Below are 19,650 nucleotides of genomic sequence, written 5' to 3'. Positions count from 1 at the left end.
TGCCAATGAGCAAGTCGATTCTAACGTCTGTTTTTATCAGTTCTCTATCTTTAATTGTGGCCACTTGGCCTGCCAATTTTTTTCGGTCAACCGCTTCTGGTACAGAGCCATTCTATCTTTGTCCGCTTTAAAATGTGGCGTCGGCCTCACGACAAAGTTCAGAATATCTTCTAAGCCATAGGGTAAAAATACTTATAGCTGTCCTTCTTCATCGAGCCTAGCCCCAATTGCTGCACAGCGTTCTGGATATTTACTGATGGCATTCCTAGAACTGGTATAAGGTAAGGTGTGAGGGCTGTGACCGTGCATATCTTTCTGATTCTTTAGCTCCCAGTTGTAGGTCGGATAGACTTGTCGAAGCTGAGCTTCAATTTTCTTGGTCTTCTCATAGGGAACTTTTCTGTCAAAAAATACAATATCGACATCGGTCGTCTCATCAAAAGCCGGCAGATGTGATAATTTATTCTAGATGAAATTTCGTAAGGTTCCTGCAGCCAGCCAAGAATCCGACAGGCCAAGGTCTCTTACAGTTGACAAAATTCTCATGATGTCTGGATCAGCAGCTAATAATTTTTCCAGCTCCATAGTGGTCCTCAATAGTTGTTTGAATGAGCTAAGAGAAAAGGCTCCCTTGAGAGCCTTTCTTATTTCTTACTTTCCAAATCACGCAACATCTGGTCGATTTTATTACCATAGGCAATCGAATCGTCCTTGATGAAGGTTAAATCTGGAATTTTATACATTTGGAGATTCCTACCAAGTTCCCTTTTGATAGTTCCCTTGGCCTTCTCAAGACCGGTTTGGGCCTTTTGATTATCCGAAGCAAGGTCGCTCATAATGGTGTAATAGACCTTGGCCATGGATAAATCCCCTAGCATTTGGACATCGGTGATGGTGACACCAGAGACACGAGGGTCACGAACCTTCTTTTGCAGAATTTCGTTGACCTCCCGTTTAATCTCCATACCAACTCGATCCGTCCGAAAAGAATTAGCCATCCTTTGCCTTCTTTCCATTTAGTTTCAACTCTGATTAGTGTTTTAACGCTTAGTCAGGTAATCATAGTAGCTGACATAAGACTGGGGGGACAATAGCTACCAGTCCTCAAAAATTCGTTGATACGATTTTAACGCAGTGGTTGTTTGGCTGTCCTTGTCACAAGTGACAGCGGCCAACCTAATCAACTGTGCGGGGGTGAGACAACGAAATTGATGGCTTCGCCATACCAAGACTTTCTCACCCCTTAACGTTTACGACGCTTGGAGCTTTAGCTCGATAATAGCTAAAGCTTCAAGTTAGCATAACGCTTAGAGAACTGTCATAGCAGTTCTCGTATCAGAATTAGAAGCTTTAGCTTCAATTCTGATTAGACTTTCGACGCATTCGAACTCAAGTTGATAATAGTTGAGCTTGAATGCTAGTATAGCGTTTAGGCAGACTACCTTAGTAGCTGCCGTGTAAAAACTAGGAAGATAGTTCCAGTTTTAATAACAAACGCTTGCGACGCTTGAAGCATTAACTCGATAATAGTTAATGCTTCGAGTTAGTATAACGCTTAGAGAACTGCCATAGCAGTTCTCGTATCAGAATTAGAAGCTTTAGCTTCAATTCTGATTAGCGTTTGATTTCCTCCATCACGTAGGCTTCGACAGTATCGTCAACCTTGATGTCGTTGTAGCCTTCAATCATGAGACCACCTTCTTGGGCGTTGCCGATTTCTTTGACATCGTCCTTGAAGTGACGCAGGCTGGCTAATTTACCGTCGTAGATAACGACACCGTCACGGATAACCCGAACACTGGAGTCGCGGGTAACTTTACCGCTGGTAACCAAGAATCCGCCGATGGTGCCGACCTTAGAAACCTTGAAGGTTTCACGGATAAGGGCTTCCCCGATAATCTTTTCTTCGAATTCAGGATCCAGCATTCCCTTCATGGCATCTTCAATTTCTTCGATAACCTTGTAGATAATGCTGTGGAGACGGATCTCAACTTCATCAGTTTCTGCTTGAGCCCGCGCTTGTGGGGTAGGACGGACATTAAAACCAATGACAACGGCATTAGAAGCTTCAGCCAGAGTAATGTCAGACTCGTTGATAGCACCGACAGCCGAGTGAACGATGGTGACCTTAGCCCCTTCGACTTCAATCTTTTGCAGAGAGGTCGCTAGTGCTTCGACAGAGCCTTGCACATCTGCCTTGATGATGACATTAACAGACTTAACTTCGCCATCTTTGAGGGTATCAAAGAGGTTTTCAAGACTGACACGATGGGTAATTTGACGTTGCTTGAGCAGAGCCCGCTTAGCCCGTTCTTCACCGGCAGCCCGAGCTGCTTTTTCATCTTCATAAATTGCGAAGTGGTCACCAGCCATTGGGGCTTCATTAAGACCTGTGATAGATACTGGTGTTGATGGCGCTGCCTCTTTCACCCGACGCCCCAGATCATTGGTCATGGCCCGAACCCGACCGAAGGTATTACCCGCAACGATTGGGTCTTGAACATGTAGAGTCCCTTGTTGGACCAAGAGAGTTGCAACAGCTCCTTTCCCCTTATCTAAACGAGCTTCAATAACGGTACCGATAGCTCGAACGGTTGGATCAGCCTTGAGCTCTTCCATTTCAGCAACCAGAAGGACAGTTTCCAGAAGTTCATCAATATTTTGACCGAATTTAGCTGAAATTTCAACGAATTCTGACTCACCACCCCAAGCGGTCGAGATAACACCGTGTTCAGCCAGCTCACCGATAACCCGCTCAGGGTTGGCACCTGGTTTATCAATCTTGTTGATGGCAACAATAATTGGCACACCGGCAGCCTTAGAGTGGTTAATCGCTTCAACAGTTTGTGGCATAACGCCGTCGTCTGCAGCAACAATCAGGATGGTGACATCAGTAACCGAGGCACCACGAGCCCGCATCGAAGTGAAGGCTGCATGTCCTGGGGTATCTAGGAAGGTAATCTTTTTACCGTTGGCATTGATTTGATAGGCACCGATGTGTTGAGTAATACCACCGGCTTCACCTGTGGCTACCCGAGAATTTCGCAGAGTATCTAGAAGGGTTGTTTTACCATGGTCAACGTGTCCCATGATGGTTACGACTGGTGCACGTTCAACCAATTGGTCTTCATTGAGGTAGTCATCATCAACAAAGAAACGTTCGATATCGGCATCATCAACCTCAACCTTTTTCTTAGGATCGATACCATAATCCACCATGAGGAGTTCAATGGTGTCACCATCCAAGGATTGGTTTTGGGTAGCCATTACACCCATCATGAAGAGCTTCTTAACGATTTCGGCAGGTTCACGCTTGATACGTTTTGCGATATCAGCAACCGTCATTCCTTCAGTGTATTCAAATTCCTTAGGCAATTCATGGAACTTACGTTCGGTGACTGGTTTTGGAGCTTGATCCTTACGGTTGTTCTTTCCTTTTTTCTTCTTATGATTCCAGTTACTGTTTCTTTGGTTTCTCACTTGGTTTTGATTATTCCACTTCTTATTTTTACTTTGTTTTGGCCCATCTTCATTCTGATGTGAAAAGTCACGTGATTTGTCTGAACGATTAGCTTTCTTGCGACGGGTATCCTTGGCCTTGGCTGGGGCTGGTTTTGCAGCTACTGTTGGAGCCGCTGCTGGCGTTGGCTTACTTGGTTGAGCCTGAGCTTCTTCTTGAGCTTTCCGCTTGTTTTGACGAGCCTCTTCTTGACGACGGGCTGCCACAGACTTGCTTTCTTGTTCCTGACGGAAACGATCTTCGCTTTGGCGAGAGTACTCCGCATTTTGTTCAGCTTTTAGGGCAGTTGCTCTGGCCTTGAAATCAATCCGTGGTCCTTGGTTAGCCTGGTTACGATTGTTTCTTTGGTCATTGCGGTTGCCAGAGCGGTTATCGCGACGGCGGTCATTGTTGCGTCGATCACCGCGATTATTCTGCTTGCCCTTGCCTTGGTTTTGGTGACGCTCAGCTGCCGCTTTAGCCTTAGCTTCCCGCTCCGCCTTAAAGTTACGAATTTTTGGTTTTGGCTTAGCAGCGGGTTTAGGCTGGACAGACTTTTCTGAGGCCGTTTTAACCTCTTGAGCTGGCTTAGCCTCTACTTCCGACTTAGGCGTTGAAGCTGGTTTTGGAGCGAGCTTACTTTCAGATTGGCTAGCCTTTGGAGCTGGCGCCTTGGTAGCAGAAAAACTGCTGGAAATCCGCTTAGCGTCCACCTCTTCAACACTTGAAGCGTGACTCTTGACATCTAGACCTAAGCTCTTGGCCTTTTCCACCACATCTTTACTTGGTTTGCCAAGTTCCTTGGCAATTTCGTACAATCTTTTCTTAGACAAATCATGTCCTCCTATTCTTTAGTTCATAAGAGTCCTCATTTTCTTTGCAAATCCAGCGTCAGTCACGGCCAGCACCTTTCGGGATCGACCAATAGCAACGCTTAATTCCAGTGCGGAAAACACTGTGGAGACTTCTATATCGTAATATTGACATTTATCAGTTACTTTTTTGGTCAAATTGGGAGCAGCATCATGGGCTAGAAAAACCAATCGGGTTTGGTGCTTCTGAATGGCCTTGATGACCAGGTCTTCACCAGAGATTAGAGTTCCTGCCCGCTGAGCCAGACCTAATAAATTGGATAACTTCTCTAAATTAGTCAAGGCCCAACTCTCTTCTTTTAACCTTGTGATCAACATAGGCAATCAATTCATCATAGAATTCATCGGGAACTTCCATAGAAAAACTATGGTTGAAGACCCGTCTCTTCTTGGCCAGCTGAGCTTCTTCATTATCTAGCTTGATATAAGCGCCGCGGCCATTTTGCTTGCCAGTTGGATCGATGAAAACTTGCCCTTCCTTGTTCTTAACAATTCTCAGCAGGTCTCGCTTGTCAATCACCTGACCTGAAACAACTGATTTTCTCAAAGGTATCTTTCTTGTTTTAGCCATAAAAGGCCTTCCTCTTAATCTTGATCTGCTGGCTCAGCAGCTTCAGCTGAAGTCTCAAGGTCTGCCGCCTCGTTTTCCTCAACAAGCTCATCTTGGACTTGAAGTTCAGCTTCTTCAGCTTCTGCAGCACTTGCATCATCGGAAGTCACTTCCTCCGCCACTTGGTCTTGCTCTAAGTTTTCTACCTGGTCAAGGCCTTCAGCTTCAACCAAGTCATCAGCTTCATAGGCTTCCTCAGCCTCTGCTTCCATAGCTTCGTATTCTGTTGCTGACTTGATATCAATGCGGTAACCCGTCAAGTGAGCCGCTAGACGAACATTTTGTCCGCGGCGACCAATAGCCAAGGATAGCTTGTTGTCTGGCACGACTACGGTTGCGTGCTTGCTATTTTCATCATCAAAGATAACATAGTCAACTTCCGCTGGAGCAATAGCATTGTAGATGAATTCAGCTGGGTCTTCTTCCCATTGGATAACGTCGATATTTTCTTCGACAGGGACGGCCAGACCTGACTTAGGATCTAGGCGGACTGGATGGAACTTGCTGACAACCTTTTTGATGTTGGCACCGCCACGACCAACGATGGTTCCGATGGCATCCACATTAGGGTTATGGCTACGAACCGCAACCTTGGTCCGGTCGCCAGCTTCGCGGGAGACACTCATGATTTCCACAGTACCATCAAAGACTTCCGGAATTTCCTTTTCCATGAGACGCTTGATGAATTGAGGGTGGCTCCGACTGACGAAAACATTAACCCCACGAGGATTGTTTTCCACCTTATAAACATAAACCTCAATGCGGTCGTGTGATTTGAAGGTTTCCCCAGGGATTTGGTCCTGGTGGGAGAGCTGGGCTTCAATCGAGCCCAAGTTGACGTAGATGAAACGTTGGTCGAAACGTTCAACCGTTCCGGTCATGATTTCACCTTCGTGTTCCTTGTACTCATTGTAAGTAATTTCCCGCATCTGACGACGCATCTTTTCCATGATGGTTTGCTTGGCAGATTGGGCAGCCACACGACCAAATTCTTTAACAGATTCTTCAAAACGAATCTTATCACCCAACTCATAGGCTGAGCTAATCTTGAGGGCATCAGCCAAGCTGATTTCCAAGCGGCTATCAAAAACTTCTTCGACAACTTCACGCACGCTGTAGACTTGGAAATCCCCAGTCTTTTCATTAAATTCAACCTCACAGCTATCAGATTGACCATAGCGACGTTTGTAGGCAGATTTGAGCGATTCGGTCACCGCATCAATGATGTCGTTTTTGTCGATGTGTTTTTCTTCTTCCAGAACACGGAAGGCTTCTAGCATTTCTTTGCTCATAAGTTTTTCTATCCGCCCCTGAGCGGACTAGCTATCCTTTCTATATTTTCAATTTTCTTGGAATCAAGGTTAAATCCAAGTTTCTTAACAATTTTGATTAGGCCTAGCTTCCTAACAAAAGTCTAAGGACCTCGCTAGGCTCTTAGCCATTCGACTATAACTTGACTCCAACTAGGTCCTACTATAGCTTGACGGCTAGGCGGGCCTTGGCAACCGTCGTATAAGGAATTTCCACCTGCTTCTTGCGGGTCTTATCCAGATATTCCAAGGTCAGGGTTTGGCCATCAAAATCCAGCAGATCCCCCTCAAATACCTTAACCTTGTCAATGGCCTTGTAGAGGCTGATATTGACATAGGAACCGACAGCAGCCTTGAGACTTTCAGCTGTCTTCAAGGGGCGCTCCAAACCGGGACTGGAAATTTCCAACATGTACTGGCTGGGGAAGGGATCAGGCTTGATGGTATCCAAGAGCGGACTAATAATATCCGTCAGCTCAGCCGTATCATCAACGGTAATGCCCTCTGGCTTATCCACCAGAATGGACAAAACATAATCAGCCCCCATCTTTTCATATTCCACATCAACCAGCTCAAAAGGCTGGAGAATAGCAGGAGCAACAACCTGAGTAACCGTATCAATAAGCGTCTGATTAGCGATAAGATTTACCTCTGCTTTCTAGTTTTCCCCTCATGAAAAGGAAAACAAATCCATACATAGACAAGAGGCGAAGTCATCCAACTTCGCCCCTCTCTGTATTATTTCCTATAGTATAGCACGTCAGCCCCCTAATTGCAAGGGACAAGGTCAACCTATTACGTATTCTTAGACTGTTGACCAAGAATTCTTGAAAAGTTTTCTATATCCCTTACTAACTTTTATCAGGCCATATCTTCGACTGTATGATTAACCTGTTGCAAGGAATAGGCTAGTAAGTTTTTAGCATTTCAATCAAAAATGGGAGAATTGGCGGTTTAACAACGGACCTCTAGTCACATCTTCTCTTTTCTCTAGAAACTGAGACCCTTTGATGATAGTTGTCTAACGATATCGCCGAAGACAACTATCAAAATCACAAATTGTAACCAACATCAGTCAATGATACTAGCTACCCGCCTAACAACTTGCTTTTAATCGGAGATGATGGTTCCGTCCCCATCAGCATTAAAACTATAGGTTACACCATCAATAGTCAGTTTAGTATTGCGAACTCGCACCCCAGAATCAGGGGCATAGTAGCGAGTTACGCCATTTTCGGTAATCAATTCACCCCGGGCTTGCTTACCGTCTCTATGGAAATAAACAGATTGACCATTGACAACTGCCTCTCCGATTAGAGCATAGCCTTCTGGTCCCATGTAATAACGGCTACCTTCCCAATCGACGTAGCGATTTTTCCAAGCCGCACCAGTCTCAGGATCGGTATAGTAGATGTGGCTACTATTAGGAATAAAATCACTATAATAAGCATAGACTAACTCGCCCCTTGATTGCATACCATAGTAATATTTTTTAGTTGGAAGACCAAAATAGTAAATATTTCCATCAATGATCTGAATGCTGGTCACTTGGTTCCCCTTTTCATTGAGATAATACCAGTGACCTGACCTAGTTTTAATAAATTTTGGAGTTCCTTCTTTACCAGTAATTCTAGCTCCAGAATCCCAATCATAGAAGTCTCCAGTATCACCATTTCCTGAAAATTCCCCTTTAGCCTGATGACCATCATATTCAGAAAAGTAAACTTCAACACCGTCAATCGTGTGATATCCCGTCAACATCCTGCCGTTTTCATCAACATAATACCAATTGCCATCCACCTCAACGTAACGATTCGTCACCAAGGCACCACTATCTTTATCATAGTAATGTCTATCTGGTGAAAAAATACTTTCTTTGGCTGGTGCAAAGGCACCCTTGACTTGGACACCATTCTCATCAAAGTAGACCTTGACAGAATCAACCGTTTGAGCACCGATCAACTTATTTCCATTGCCATCAACATAGTACCAATTGCCGGCCACTTCGACATAACGTTTAGTTAGCATAGCCCCGCTATCTTTGTCATAATAATGGCCATTGGGGGCAAAGTTCCCCTTGACTTGGATGCCGTTCTCATCAAAATAGACCTTGACAGAGTCAACCGTTTGGGTACCAATTAATTTATCGCCCTTGTCATTAACATAGTACCAATTGCCGGCCACTTCGACATAACGTTTAGTCAACATAGCCCCGCTATCTTTGTCATAATAATGGCCATCAGAGGCAAAGTTCCCTTTGACTTGGATGCCGTTCTCATCAAAGTAGACCTTGACAGAATCAATGATCTGAGCCCCGGTTAACTTATTCCCATTGCCATCAGCGTAATACCAATTGCCCTGTTCGTCACTATGATAACCCTTAGATTCGGAAGTGACTAAATTGTTTTTGGCTGAGACAGAAACATTATCTCCTCCTGTATATGAATCTGCTGAAGAGGTAGCGGGAACTTCAGAATTGGACGATACTGCTTGAGGAACAGTATCCTCTGAGGTACCATTAGAAGCCTGGGAGCCAAGTTCAGTCTTTAGGGTGTTCAAACTAGTTTCTGTAGTTGGAGGGGTAACAGTCTCAACATCCGTACTAGGTTGGCTTTGATTTGTGGTCATGAGTATTTCACTTGTATTTGTTGGTTCTGTCTCTACAGTGTCTGCAAGAACTGGCTTCGCAATAAAGCTAGCAGCTGCCAGCACAGTAACACACGATAGACCAACAAAATACTTTTTAGCATAGTGCCATGATGAAAATCTTAAATTTTTCATATCTTCAACCCCTTTCAATCCTATTATGGGTGAAATAGTTGCATTTGCAAGCGTTTTCTTAAATTAATTACTAATTTTCAATTATTTCTTGCTGATTAAAAAAAACAAGTCTCATAGAGTATTTCTCTTCAGTTCCGTTATTGAGGTTAGAGTTCCCTTTCAAGCTTAATTCTCTTCTTCTAAAAAATTTTCAACAGTAAACTTTTTAATTATGTCTAGGCTAAACCTAACCAGGTTATCCTAAATAATAAATTTCAACTGCGCCTTCGTAACTTCATTTCACAATACAAAAAAACCGCCTCAGCGGTTTTCCTAGCAAGTCTTACCGCAAAGGAGACTTAGCCATCTTGATTGTGGAATTGAACTCGGGCTAAAAGACTAGTGATTTAGACGTCTCCTATCGAGAAATCAGGATTTCTCAAGTAGACCCTAAAATCATACGTCTTTTTTAACGCCCTTAGTATCTTAGTTAAGGAGAGGAGGGGATTCGAACCCCCGAGCCCCGTTAAGGACTACACGCTTTCCAAGCGTGCGCACTCGGCCACTATGCGACCTCTCCATGAATGTCAACGAGTGACATTATAACATGAATTCTCAATTTTTCAAAATAATTTTTTCAATGGATCGCAAACACAAACTTCCTATGGGTATTGTTATTTAATTTCTGAAGTTTGCCTAGATAGCTAGAAATGAGATTATCACCGCCATTAGGCACCTAAAACATAGCCTCCACCCGATAGATGACCTGACCCTTGTCGGAGAATTTCTGCTCATACTCGGTCATGACATTGCCCTCATAATCGCTGGCATGGAGGTCCAGCCAGACCTGCTTGAGGACCATGCCATATTGCGAGAAGCTGGCAAGGCTGTATTCAAAGAGGCCACGGTTATCGGTCTTTAAGTGAATCTCACCATGCTCAGGCAGGATTTGCTTGTAGGTATCCAAGAATGTCTTGTAGGTCAGCCGACGTTTAGCATGCTTTTTCTTGGGCCAGGGGTCTGAGAAATTGAGATAGAGGAGGTCAATTTCCTCGTCCGCAAAATAGTTGGTCAAGCTGGATCCATCAACCTGGAGGAGGCGAATATTTTCTGCCTCACTAGCTAGAACCTTGTCCAAGGCATGGCTGAGCACTGAAACCTGGATGTCAATCCCGATATAGTTGATGCCAGGATTTTGTAGGGCCATACCCGTAATAAAGGCTCCCTTGCCGGAGCCGACTTCGATATGGATAGGCTTATCATTGCCAAAAATCTCCTGCCAATGTCCCTTGGCATCCTCGGGATTCAAAATTACATAATGAGGGTTGTTGGCTAGGTGCTCTTCAGCACCCTTACGTCTTCTAACACGCATCTAATTCTTTCCAATAATTTCACGGAACTTACGCAGGTCATAAATTTCCTGATTGACATGTTCCATATCGTTTTCATCGTAGCATTTGAGAATCTGGGTCAGGTAGGATAATTGACCGAACCAAGCAACCTTGTTCATGACTAAATCATTGGTCTTGTAGCCATAGTAGCTGAGCCATTCGTTCCAATGGGTGTAAGGAATGTAGTGGCTGAGCATATAGGCAACGTCATACATCCGGTCGGTCAGGCGAACAGAGTCCCAATCCACTAGGTAAATCAAACCGCTAGTGGTGATGACCCAGTTGCTGTGCCTTAGGTCTCCGTGGACAATAGTGGCCTTGTCCTGGTCAAATTCCGGCAGGTTATCCTTCAATTCCTTGGCAATAGATTGCAAGAAAGAATTGGCCCGCAATTGTTCAGGAACATTACTCTCCCAATCGACAACCAAATCGTAGGGTTTTTCAATCCGATAATTGAGCTGCATGAGCTGGTTGACCAGAGTTCTGGAGCGGTGCATCCGCAGCAAAATCTGGATAATTTGCTTGCTGGTCATATCCTGCTTATTGAGAATCCGACCGTTGAGCCATTCTTGGGCACTCATGACATCCCCATTGGACATGCGTTTTGCCCAGAGAAGTTGAGGGGCAATCTGCTCCTTGGCTAGGGCCGCCAAAATTGGTGTCGTATTCATTTTGACGAAGACTCGGTCACCATTTGGATAGGTGCCAACATAGGCCTTGCCACTCTTACCCCGCAGGGGTTTTAGGCTTAAATCTGAATCGGTTGTAACCAAATCATTTTCCTCCATTTATTGTCATTGGGCGTGATTTTTCAGCCTTGCCAGCGAAATTTTCCTTCCACGCCCTTTCATCTAGGGTAACCAAGTCCGCTTACAAGCAGAGGTTGGTTTTTAATCGCTCTCTTATTTTACTGGTTTTATCAGGCCTCGTCAATATCAAGCTGGCTTGGTTATACTCAATGAAAATCAAAAGTAGGCGAGGCAACGAACTGTAGGTAGCTCAAAAGGTCTCCCAGACCTTTTGAGGCGCAGAATGAGGAAAGCTCTGCTTTCCTCATTAAGTACGGCAAAGCGAGTTAACGACGCATCTTTTTGATTTTCGCAGAGTTTCAGGCTGGCTCAAGCAAACAACTTCTTTAACTTATAGGGCAGGTAAAGCTCCACCAAGAGGAGAGCGACACCTACCAGCAGGGCCAGATTTTGCCAAGAGAAGGCAAAAATGAGTAGGACGATTGCTTGTAGCAGAACCAGGCCATAGAGAATCCCTCGTAGAACCTGCTTGAGGTTGGCCTTTTTCAGACCAGCTCCCAAGGGAAAGAGCTGGGTTAAATATTGATAATCGTAATGCTTGGCCAGAGACAGAAGTTGAAAGAGCAGGAGATAATCAAAGAGCAGGGCCAGGGCCAGCGCGACTAGGCCGGCCTTGACAAGGATAAAGCTGAGCAGGCTAAGAAAGAGAAGTCTCAGGCTCAAGGCCAGATAATCACCACTGCGTAAATAGGCCCGTAGGTAGAGATTGGACCAAAGCTGGGACTGCTTCTTGGTCAGACCAGCCAGGAGAAAATCCAGATAGCCCCGTCGTTTGGTTTGGCTGGAAATGCCCTTAACATTGGTAAAGAGGGAATAAAATTTCAGGATAGCTTGTTTTCGCCCTTGTTCTTGGGCCAGAGCCTCTTCCCAATTTAGATTACCAGCGATAAGAAGCTTGCGACTTTTAAAAAGAACCAGACCGCCTTTGACAAGCAGCATGAAAAGTAGAAAGACTAAAAATCCTAATTTTGAAAAGCCTAGGGCTAAAAAGAGGGGAGCTAGGGCCAACAAGAAGAGGGTTTGCAGGCCTCCCCAAACCAGAAAACTCCACCACCTAGCCCCCTTGATTTGGGCGATTAAGTCATCTTCCTGGGGTAGGAGAAAGACTCGGTCAGCGGGTTCCAGATAGGTTGCCACCCGCCCCAACCAGAGCAGGACCAAACTGACCAGCACTAGCCCTGCCATAATTGGCCAATGATTTTTAGGAAAATGCCGAAGCAAATTGCTGTACTGATAAAGAACAAAGCCCAAAAGGAAAACCAAGACCAAAACGAAATGGTCATTGAGAACATAGCGAAGATACTTGAGACACTGCTGATTGAAATCAAAGCGACGTTTGGCAAATACTGCTTTCATAATCAGACCTCTTTTGTCAAAGCCATGTAGAGGTCATTGAGACTGGCATCTGCCTGACCAAAGCTGGCCCGCAAATCCGCCAGAGTCCCTTGTGCCCTGATTTGCCCCTGATGGAGGATAACAAAGCTATCACACATCTTTTGGGCCGAATCCAAGACATGGGTGGACATGAGAATGGCGGTTCCCTTGGCTTTTTCTTCTTCTAAGAGATCCATCAAATCATTGATGGCTAGGGGGTCCAGACCCAAGAAAGGCTCATCAACGATTAAAAGACGAGGCTGGACGATGAAGGCACAGATAATCATAACCTTCTGCTTCATGCCTTTAGAAAAGTTGACAGGGAACCAGTCCAATTTATCCTCTAGGCGGAAAAGTTGAAGAAGCTTTTGAGCTCGGTCCAAGGCCTCAGCCGTCGGAATATCATAAGCCATGGCTACGGTTTCCAGATGCTCTTTCAGAGTCAATTCCTCGTAGAGGCTGGGCGTTTCTGGAATAAAGCCAATCTTCTTCCGGTAGGCTTCCTTGTCCTGAGCTAAGCTGAGGTCATCAATAGTAATAGCCCCCTGATAGGGAGTTAGAAGCCCAATAATCTCCTTGATGGTCGTTGATTTCCCAGCCCCATTAAGACCGATGAGACCGACCAGCTGACCGTCGGGCACCTCAAAGGAAATCTCTTTTAAGACAGGAATATTGCGGTAGCCTCCTGTCATCTTGTCTATTTTTAACATAACTTTCTCTTCTAAAATTTGATATAATCATTATATCAAAAACTTGATAAGCTTTGGGGTTTGTCCCCTTTAAGACTGTTGAAAATCAAAAACGAGACGGGGCAAAGATGCCAGCCACTAGACAGCAGACCTCTAAGAGGTGGGGAACAGGAAGATTGCCTTGCTCTTTCACTAGTAGTTGGTTTGATAAGGCCTGATTTTTCAGATTCTAGGCCTGCTTTGCTGACCTAGCTTGAGATTTTCATCAATTTAAAGCTCACAAAATGGGAGGAAAATTATGTCTGATTGTATTTTTTGTAAAATCCTTGCGGGAGAAATCCCTTCATCTAAAATCTATGAAGACGATAAAGTGCTAGCCTTTTTGGATATTTCGCAGACCACCAAGGGCCACACCTTGGTTATCCCCAAGGAACACGTTCGCAATATGCTAGAGATGTCCGACCAAACGGCAGCTGATATCTTTGCCCGTCTACCTAAACTGGCCCGGGCCGTCAAGGCGGCGACTGGAGCCAAGGGGCTCAATATTCTCAACAATAATGAAGAGATTGCTGGTCAAACTGTCTTCCACGCCCATATCCATATCATCCCCCGCTACAGCGATCAAGATGAAGTGGCCATCACCTTCACCGAGCACGAGCCTGACTTTGAAGCTCTGGGACAATTGGCCCAAGACATTGCAAAAGAGGTGGAAGCATGAAAATCCGCAATCTAGCCTTCCTTGGCTTGGCGGCCTATGCCAGCTACAAGGCCTACCAAAACCGTGAAAAAATCCGAGCCGGCTTGGCAGAAGCCCTGAAAGCTTTCGACAGGGCTCAAATGGATTCTGAAATCATCCAAGACCAACTAAACATCATTGCCCAGCAGGCCGATTTAATTCAAGACTACAAGAAAGACTTGACCTACAAATTCAAGCTTTTCAACCAAGAAGCCCAATCTCGCCTCAATGAAATCAACCAAAGAATAGAAAAATGGCAGGAAGAATAAAAGAAAAAGGTTCTCAAAACGAGAGCCTTTTTGATGTCACTCAGCTAAAAGCAAAGTGCGAATTTCACCTTTTTCTCTGACTGATTTATCCTCGAAGAATATCATATCACCCAAGCACCCAACACAATCCACGAAAAAGGCAACTCAGATTTTTTTGAGTTGCCTTTTGTTTTAGTCTTTAATCACTTAATAGCCAGTTCCTCCAGCCGTACCGCCACCAGTTTCAGCACCACTGTTGTATCCTCCGCCGCTGGTACCGGCATCGTTGGATGGGGCTTGAGAATAACTGCCAGTATTGTAGCTACCACCTGAACCTGCTGAGTTTCCACCAGCTGAACCAGAATTATAACTGTCATAGCCATCACCATAGGCCGATGAACTTGAGCTATCAGAACCGTCGGAAGTATCCAAGCCGCCTTGACCGTAGAGGTCTTCATAAAGGATCGCATTGGTCTTGAGAGTCTTCTTGGTTCCTTCCTTGAGCCCCAGTTGCTTTTTAATCCGATTTTGAATTTTCAGGATACCATCTGCATCCGCCAGCTGGTAGGAGCCGCCATTAATAGTAGCATCCGTTCCCTTGAGCTGATAGTTTTTAACATTGCTAATGGCTGATTGGTAACCCAGAAGATTGCCAAGATTATTAGTTGATAGGTCAATGTCGGTCTGCATGTTTTTGCTGACTGCCTTAAGAATCTTCTGGTAACTGCTGACACTGCTGCCCATATCCAACAGCTTAGCCACTACCTTTTGAATCACTTCCCGTTGCCGTTTCTGCCTACCGTAGTCACCTTCTGGATCATCATAACGCATCCGAGCATAGACTAGTGCCTGCTCCCCATTAATATGGTGGGTCCCTGGTTCAACCTTAGCCGTGTACTCCGGTTCATTCTCTGCAATAGAAATTGGGAAGTCAAAATTATTGGTAACCTTGATACCTCCGACAGCATCAACTAGGTCAACCAAGCCCTGCATATTGACCTGCATGTAATAATCAATGTCAATATCAAGGAGCTTGCTAACGACTGACAAGGCCTCCTTGGTTCCACCATTGGCATAAGCCGCATTGAGCTTGGCCTGATCTTCTTCGCCTGATTTGTCAGCCAAATCAACCAGAACGTCACGTTCTAGACTGGTCATCGTTGTCTTATTAGTCTGGGGATTGACCGTAACCAAAATCATGGTATCACTGTTTCCCTCCCAGGTTTCTTTCCGTTGAGAATCACCTGTATCGACCCCCATCAAAAGAATAGAGAAGGGTTTGGTCTGCTCAATTGCGCTACTGTTCTTCCCGTACTGCTTAAAAGTTTTTCCTAACTGACTGTTAGAGAAATTCAGAACATTCCTTGTATAGATAAAAAAGGCAATCACTGTTGTCGCAAGGATGGTCAGCACCATCAAAAAAATTTTCTTCCCGATTTTCATACTATTCCTTACTTTATTGCTCTACTCATGTAATAAATATCAAGTTCTTGGCCAGTCTTGCTTTTGACAGCAGCCCTTTTGAGACTATCAATGGCAAAACCAAATTTCTCATAAATATGAACGGCTCTTTGATTGCGAACCTGGACACTTAAGCTTAAGCCTGCTAGACTCCCAACCTGCTCTGCCCAATCAATGGCTAGCACCATCAGGGTCTGACCCAGACCAGCCCCTTGATAGGATTGACCAACGGCTAGAAAAAGATCTCCCCAATAGTCTCCCGATTTTTCATAGGAAACCAGATTCAAGGTGGCAATAACTTTCTGTCCTAACTTAGCCAGCAGACAGATATCTCTGGAACTGGCTAGTTGCCTCGTCAAAAATTCTACCATTTCTGCTTGGGTCAAGAGGCGACTGGTCTGCGTGATGAAATCACTCTCAGTCATGACTTGAGCCAGAAAGTCCACCAAGAGTTCAGCATCGCTAGGCTGGGCTTCCTCAAAGAGAACTTCCGCCTCAGCCATCAATAGCCTCTAAGAGTTTTTGAAACCGTAAACCGCTAGCGTTCAGGGAAACTTGCCGGCCATCAGCAACTTTATCAAGTTTAACAGTCAGGTAGTCTTTAGGCAAATTCTCACCGAGAAGCTCCCCCCATTCAATTACGGTGACCCCATCTCCAAAGAGGAAATCATCTAAATCAATCGAATCTGGGTCATCGCCGATACGATAAACATCCAAATGGTAGAGAGGTAGGCTCCCTTCGTACTCCCTGACAATGGTGTAGGTGGGACTTTTAATCATCTGCGAAATGCCCAGAGCCTTGGCAATTCCCTTGGTAATCGTTGTTTTTCCGGCACCAAGTTCACCCGTCAAAATAAGGACATCCTGCGCTTGCAGTGACTGTCCTATTTTGTAACCGATGGCCATCAGCTCATCTTCATTGCGACTATAAAACATGTGCCTATTATACCAAAAAAGCAAATCTCTTCCAATGATTTTCCGAAATTCCTCCTATAAAGTTGGGGCCGGTAACTTCTCGAACTTATGGCTGGTAGCACGCCGGCAAGCAGATGCACCTAAAAAATAAAGGCCAGGAAACCAAACTCCCAGCCTTCAGTTAACGATTTAACTTAGAGGATTGCCAAGCTGACAAAATCAAGGATAAAGAGCAGGTCTAAAACCCAAAGAATCAGATGGACATCCTTAGCTTGACCCTTGATGATTTTCACCAAAGTATAGGTGATGAAACCAGCTGCGATACCATAAGTAATGCTGTAGGCAAAGCCCATAAAGACTGAGGTGAAGAAGGCCGGTACTGCTTCAGAAAGGTCTTCCCAGTTAACATTCTTGAGGTTAGACAGCATCATAATCCCCACGATAATCAGAACTGGAGCCGTTGCTTGAGTTGGCACAATTGAAACCAGGGGACTGAAGACGCTAGAGATGGCAAAGAGCACGGCTACTACCAAGGCAGTCATCCCAGTCCGACCACCAGCACCGATACCAGCTGCCGATTCAACATAGGTCGTTACGTTTGAAGTACCAGCAATGGCACCAACAGAAGTTCCGACCAAATCAGAATAGAGGGCTCGGTCTAAACCAGTTGACTCATGGGTTTCGCCAGTTGTCGCAATGATACCAACCTTTTGGCCAGTACCGATTAAAGTTCCGATGGTATCAAAAATATCGGTCAAAGAGAAGGCAAGAATGGTCATCAAGACACTAGGAATTTTAGTTGGTACAGTAAAGAGGGAGCCCAAGCCCTTGCTGCCGAGGGCTGCACCGAATAAGGTCTTGAAATCGTGGAAGGAAGATCCAAGATTGGTCGTTTCCCAGCTGATAGAACCAAGGTCAACCACACCCATGAAAATTCCGACAATAGTGGTCAAGGCGATAGAAATGATAACACCACCCTTCATTCCTTTGACAATGAAGATAATAGTAATAGCCAAGCCAATCAGAGCTAGGATAACTGCAGGATTATCAAAGTGAACCAAGCTTGGTGTCGCTGCTGAATTAGCAGTAATGGAAGCCTTGGCCCCCTTGAGCGTACCAGTCGCTGTATACTTACCTGGGTCAATGGCAAATTGAATAAAGCCAGCGTTTTTAATTCCAACATAGGCCAAGAAAATCCCGATACCAGCGGAAATAGCTGATTTGAGGGAAGCCGGAATAGACTCGATAATCATCTTGCGGACCTTGGTCAAGGTAATGATGAGGGAAATAACCCCACACAGAAAGACCATGGCAAGACCCTGTTGCCAAGTGTAGCCCAGCGAGAAGACAACTGTATAGGTAAAGAAGGCATTGAGCCCCATCCCTGGTGCCTGAGCATAGGGCAGGTTGGCGTAAAGCGCCATCATCAGGGTCCCAGCGATAGCACCAATGATGGTTGCCAGGAAAACACCCTGAGCTGGCATGCCAGTCTGGCTGAGAATGGCCGGATTGACAAAGAGAATATAGGACATGGCAAAGAAGGTGGTTAAACCAGCCATGATTTCAGTACGGACGTCCGTTCCGTGTTCTTTCAATTTGAAAAATTTTTCCATTGAAATTAATGACTCCTCTAGAATATAGTAATAAGATAGGTTGCAGAAGACTTCTGCCGTTTTGTTCGATAATTTTGAACAATGTATCTATTATACACTATAAAAGTTCGGGAAACAACGGGGCTGGAAAACAGTAAATTAACACCAGCCTTGAAAAATAAAAATGAACTCTAATAACCTGTCATCCACGAAAAACAATAACTGCACATGGTTCTGAGGAACACCCCTAAGGTAGCTAAAAAGTCAAAAAGGCCTAGGACTTTTCAAAAACTAGAAAAAGCCCTAGACTCAGGGCTTTTTGCTACTTATTCTATTTTGTTTTATCCGGCTTTTTCCGAAAGCCTACGAAAATTCCGGCAAAAACGCTAAGATAACCGAGTAGGAGGGCTATTGCATTGGCAGTATTACTATCTCCTGTCTGAGGTAAGTTTTTTTCAGCACTTACTACTTGATTTTCCTTGGCAGGATTAGCAACCTTAGTTGCGGAAACATTAGCAACTGGACTGGTCGTGGCCTTTTGCAGAGTTGCTTTTACAGGATTGCTGGCCTCAACTTGAGGAGCTTGGCTATTTTGCTCAACCTGGACTTGAGAAGCTTTATTATCTTGATCTTCCTGACTGGGTGTCTGTGGATTATCAGCTGGCCTATCAGTAGAAGTTGTGCCTCCTAGTGCAGATTCTGGAACGACAATAAAGTGGTATGTAGTGATACGCTTACCTTCTTCAGGTTTCAGGGTTCTTTCAACACCAAGGGCAAACTCTGCCTTTTCATTGTTAGAAAGACCAAAGAGAGCCAAGGTTCTCCAGTTAGGCAAGGTTAAAGAAGCTAGAACTTCGTCAGCAATACTATGTCTCAACTCACTCAAGCTTGCCGTACCTTGTTGTGAGGCGGAAAGTGCTTCATCATAATAGTCCGTCGTGGTTCCCGCGTGATCATAGTCTGCTGGTTCCACGCCATAGTCTTTGGCATTGCGGGTAATAGCGGACTGATCATTGCTTGACTCATCGGTAGGATCATAGACCCCTGATTTGATGTCGTCTTGGAGGTTTTGAGCAATTTTATTTGATAAATTGCAAGAATAAGTGCAACATTTACTTGAACTCATCCTCTAGAGCTTCACTAGCAGTTCTGTAAGCTAAACATTTTCGTGGTCGGTGATTGATATCATATAAAGCCTTGTTCAAAACCTCATCAGAGATAGCGGCTAAATCTGTTTTCTTTGGGAAATATTCTCTTAGTAAGCCATTTGCGTTTTCATTGCTTCCTCTCTGCCAGGATGAATAGGCGTCCGCAAAGAAAAAGGAAATTCCTAAATTCTCTACCAGAGGATAGCAGGCAAACTCTTTTCCCCTGTCTGAAGTGA

17 protein-coding genes, 1 tRNA gene and 3 pseudogenes are annotated in these 19,650 nt (G+C 44.8%); 2 read left to right on the top strand and 19 right to left on the bottom strand.

From position 1 onward, the window contains the following. Positions 1-36: 36 nt before the first annotated feature. The 13 genes and pseudogenes from BS63_RS1000000111890 to BS63_RS0108095 all read right to left on the bottom strand — a co-directional run bounded on the left by BS63_RS1000000111890 (position 37) and on the right by BS63_RS0108095 (position 13,335). Positions 37-417 (bottom strand): annotated as a pseudogene (locus BS63_RS1000000111890) (nucleotidyltransferase family protein). Between the two features lie 227 nt (positions 418-644). Continuing rightward, complete coding sequence (rbfA, locus tag BS63_RS0108150; protein ID WP_004205591.1) at positions 645-998, bottom strand: 30S ribosome-binding factor RbfA; 354 nt, start codon at positions 996-998, stop codon at positions 645-647. 616 nt (positions 999-1,614) lie between these two features. Then, a pseudogene (gene infB, locus BS63_RS0108145) lies at positions 1,615-4,023 on the bottom strand (translation initiation factor IF-2); the annotation flags it as partial. Between the two features lie 327 nt (positions 4,024-4,350). Further along, entirely contained in the window at positions 4,351-4,653 is a 303-nt protein-coding gene (locus tag BS63_RS0108140; protein WP_019769944.1) for a YlxQ-related RNA-binding protein, read from the bottom strand. Next, the gene (gene rnpM, locus BS63_RS0108135) at positions 4,646-4,942 is read right to left on the bottom strand and encodes an RNase P modulator RnpM (protein WP_002962538.1); all 297 of its coding nucleotides are present in this window, start codon (positions 4,940-4,942) and stop codon (positions 4,646-4,648) included. The genes BS63_RS0108140 and rnpM overlap by 8 nt, the downstream gene beginning before the upstream one ends. A 14-nt stretch (positions 4,943-4,956) precedes the next feature. Beyond that, a complete protein-coding gene (nusA, locus tag BS63_RS0108130) occupies positions 4,957-6,273 on the bottom strand; it encodes a transcription termination factor NusA (protein ID WP_019770726.1) in 1,317 nt (438 codons plus the stop codon). Positions 6,274-6,454: 181 nt separating this feature from the next. Continuing rightward, the gene (gene rimP / locus BS63_RS0108125; RefSeq protein ID WP_080651900.1) at positions 6,455-6,931 is read right to left on the bottom strand and encodes a ribosome maturation factor RimP; all 477 of its coding nucleotides are present in this window, start codon (positions 6,929-6,931) and stop codon (positions 6,455-6,457) included. A 470-nt stretch (positions 6,932-7,401) separates the two neighbouring features. Further along, the gene (locus tag BS63_RS0108120) at positions 7,402-8,919 is read right to left on the bottom strand and encodes a hypothetical protein (protein WP_345908501.1); all 1,518 of its coding nucleotides are present in this window, start codon (positions 8,917-8,919) and stop codon (positions 7,402-7,404) included. 625 nt (positions 8,920-9,544) lie between these two features. Beyond that, positions 9,545-9,631, bottom strand: a tRNA-Ser gene (locus BS63_RS0108115). A 156-nt stretch (positions 9,632-9,787) separates the two neighbouring features. Beyond that, positions 9,788-10,423, bottom strand: coding sequence for a tRNA (guanosine(46)-N7)-methyltransferase TrmB (trmB, locus tag BS63_RS0108110; protein WP_002960061.1), 636 nt, complete (start codon positions 10,421-10,423; stop codon positions 9,788-9,790). Beyond that, positions 10,424-11,230 carry a cell cycle regulator CcrZ gene (ccrZ, locus tag BS63_RS0108105; RefSeq protein WP_019770722.1) on the bottom strand — a complete coding sequence of 269 codons (807 nt, stop codon included), beginning with the start codon at positions 11,228-11,230 and terminating at the stop codon, positions 10,424-10,426. Between the two features lie 330 nt (positions 11,231-11,560). Continuing rightward, entirely contained in the window at positions 11,561-12,607 is a 1,047-nt protein-coding gene (locus tag BS63_RS0108100) for an ABC transporter permease (RefSeq protein ID WP_002960056.1), read from the bottom strand. A 2-nt stretch (positions 12,608-12,609) separates the two neighbouring features. Continuing rightward, positions 12,610-13,335 (bottom strand): ABC transporter ATP-binding protein, encoded by a 726-nt coding sequence (locus tag BS63_RS0108095; protein ID WP_002960055.1) that lies wholly within the window; start codon positions 13,333-13,335, stop codon positions 12,610-12,612. A 277-nt stretch (positions 13,336-13,612) separates the two neighbouring features. Here BS63_RS0108095 and BS63_RS0108090 point away from each other — a divergent pair, with 277 nt between their 5' ends. After that, positions 13,613-14,032 carry an HIT family protein gene (locus BS63_RS0108090; RefSeq protein WP_002960053.1) on the top strand — a complete coding sequence of 140 codons (420 nt, stop codon included), beginning with the start codon at positions 13,613-13,615 and terminating at the stop codon, positions 14,030-14,032. Next, complete coding sequence (locus BS63_RS0108085; RefSeq protein ID WP_002960051.1) at positions 14,029-14,319, top strand: hypothetical protein; 291 nt, start codon at positions 14,029-14,031, stop codon at positions 14,317-14,319. The genes BS63_RS0108090 and BS63_RS0108085 overlap by 4 nt, the downstream gene beginning before the upstream one ends. Before the next feature lie 186 nt (positions 14,320-14,505). Here BS63_RS0108085 and lytR read toward each other — a convergent pair whose 3' ends face one another. From lytR to BS63_RS01000000111035, 6 genes and pseudogenes are all read right to left on the bottom strand, one after another. Next, entirely contained in the window at positions 14,506-15,741 is a 1,236-nt protein-coding gene (lytR, locus tag BS63_RS0108080) for a glycopolymer--peptidoglycan transferase LytR (protein WP_002960048.1), read from the bottom strand. A gap of 8 nt (positions 15,742-15,749) precedes the next feature. After that, a complete protein-coding gene (locus BS63_RS0108075) occupies positions 15,750-16,262 on the bottom strand; it encodes a GNAT family N-acetyltransferase (protein ID WP_002960047.1) in 513 nt (170 codons plus the stop codon). Beyond that, positions 16,255-16,695, bottom strand: a complete 441-nt coding sequence (tsaE, locus tag BS63_RS0108070; protein ID WP_002960046.1) for a tRNA (adenosine(37)-N6)-threonylcarbamoyltransferase complex ATPase subunit type 1 TsaE — start codon at positions 16,693-16,695, stop codon at positions 16,255-16,257. The genes BS63_RS0108075 and tsaE overlap by 8 nt, the downstream gene beginning before the upstream one ends. Positions 16,696-16,868: 173 nt before the next feature. Further along, positions 16,869-18,287, bottom strand: coding sequence for an NCS2 family permease (locus BS63_RS0108065; protein WP_002960044.1), 1,419 nt, complete (start codon positions 18,285-18,287; stop codon positions 16,869-16,871). A gap of 310 nt (positions 18,288-18,597) precedes the next feature. After that, positions 18,598-19,353: pseudogene (locus tag BS63_RS01000000111040) on the bottom strand (LPXTG cell wall anchor domain-containing protein); the annotation flags it as partial. A 25-nt stretch (positions 19,354-19,378) separates the two neighbouring features. Continuing rightward, positions 19,379-19,650, bottom strand: a 272-nt coding sequence (locus BS63_RS01000000111035) for an IS30 family transposase (protein ID WP_032798596.1), incomplete at its 5' end; no start/stop codon positions are given.

Source organism: Streptococcus sobrinus DSM 20742 = ATCC 33478 (assembly GCF_000686605.1).
Lineage (GTDB): Bacteria > Bacillota > Bacilli > Lactobacillales > Streptococcaceae > Streptococcus > Streptococcus sobrinus.
This window is presented reverse-complemented; position numbering and strand designations above follow the sequence as displayed.

Bases quoted from the DNA above. Each gene is read 5' to 3' on its own strand.
- rnpM (WP_002962538.1), bottom strand. From the start codon at position 4,942: ATGGCTAAAACAAGAAAGATACCTTTGAGAAAATCAGTTGTTTCAGGT.
- lytR (WP_002960048.1), bottom strand. From the start codon at position 15,741: ATGAAAATCGGGAAGAAAATTTTTTTGATGGTGCTGACCATCCTTGCG.
- BS63_RS0108065 (WP_002960044.1), bottom strand. From the start codon at position 18,287: ATGGAAAAATTTTTCAAATTGAAAGAACACGGAACGGACGTCCGTACT.
- BS63_RS0108085 (WP_002960051.1), top strand. From the start codon at position 14,029: ATGAAAATCCGCAATCTAGCCTTCCTTGGCTTGGCGGCCTATGCCAGC.
- tsaE (WP_002960046.1), bottom strand. From the start codon at position 16,695: ATGTTTTATAGTCGCAATGAAGATGAGCTGATGGCCATCGGTTACAAA.
- BS63_RS0108120 (WP_345908501.1), bottom strand. From the start codon at position 8,919: ATGACCACAAATCAAAGCCAACCTAGTACGGATGTTGAGACTGTTACC.
- BS63_RS0108100 (WP_002960056.1), bottom strand. From the start codon at position 12,607: ATGAAAGCAGTATTTGCCAAACGTCGCTTTGATTTCAATCAGCAGTGT.
- BS63_RS0108095 (WP_002960055.1), bottom strand. From the start codon at position 13,335: ATGTTAAAAATAGACAAGATGACAGGAGGCTACCGCAATATTCCTGTC.
- nusA (WP_019770726.1), bottom strand. From the start codon at position 6,273: ATGAGCAAAGAAATGCTAGAAGCCTTCCGTGTTCTGGAAGAAGAAAAA.
- BS63_RS0108075 (WP_002960047.1), bottom strand. From the start codon at position 16,262: ATGGCTGAGGCGGAAGTTCTCTTTGAGGAAGCCCAGCCTAGCGATGCT.
- rbfA (WP_004205591.1), bottom strand. From the start codon at position 998: ATGGCTAATTCTTTTCGGACGGATCGAGTTGGTATGGAGATTAAACGG.
- ccrZ (WP_019770722.1), bottom strand. From the start codon at position 11,230: ATGGAGGAAAATGATTTGGTTACAACCGATTCAGATTTAAGCCTAAAA.
- trmB (WP_002960061.1), bottom strand. From the start codon at position 10,423: ATGCGTGTTAGAAGACGTAAGGGTGCTGAAGAGCACCTAGCCAACAAC.
- BS63_RS0108090 (WP_002960053.1), top strand. From the start codon at position 13,613: ATGTCTGATTGTATTTTTTGTAAAATCCTTGCGGGAGAAATCCCTTCA.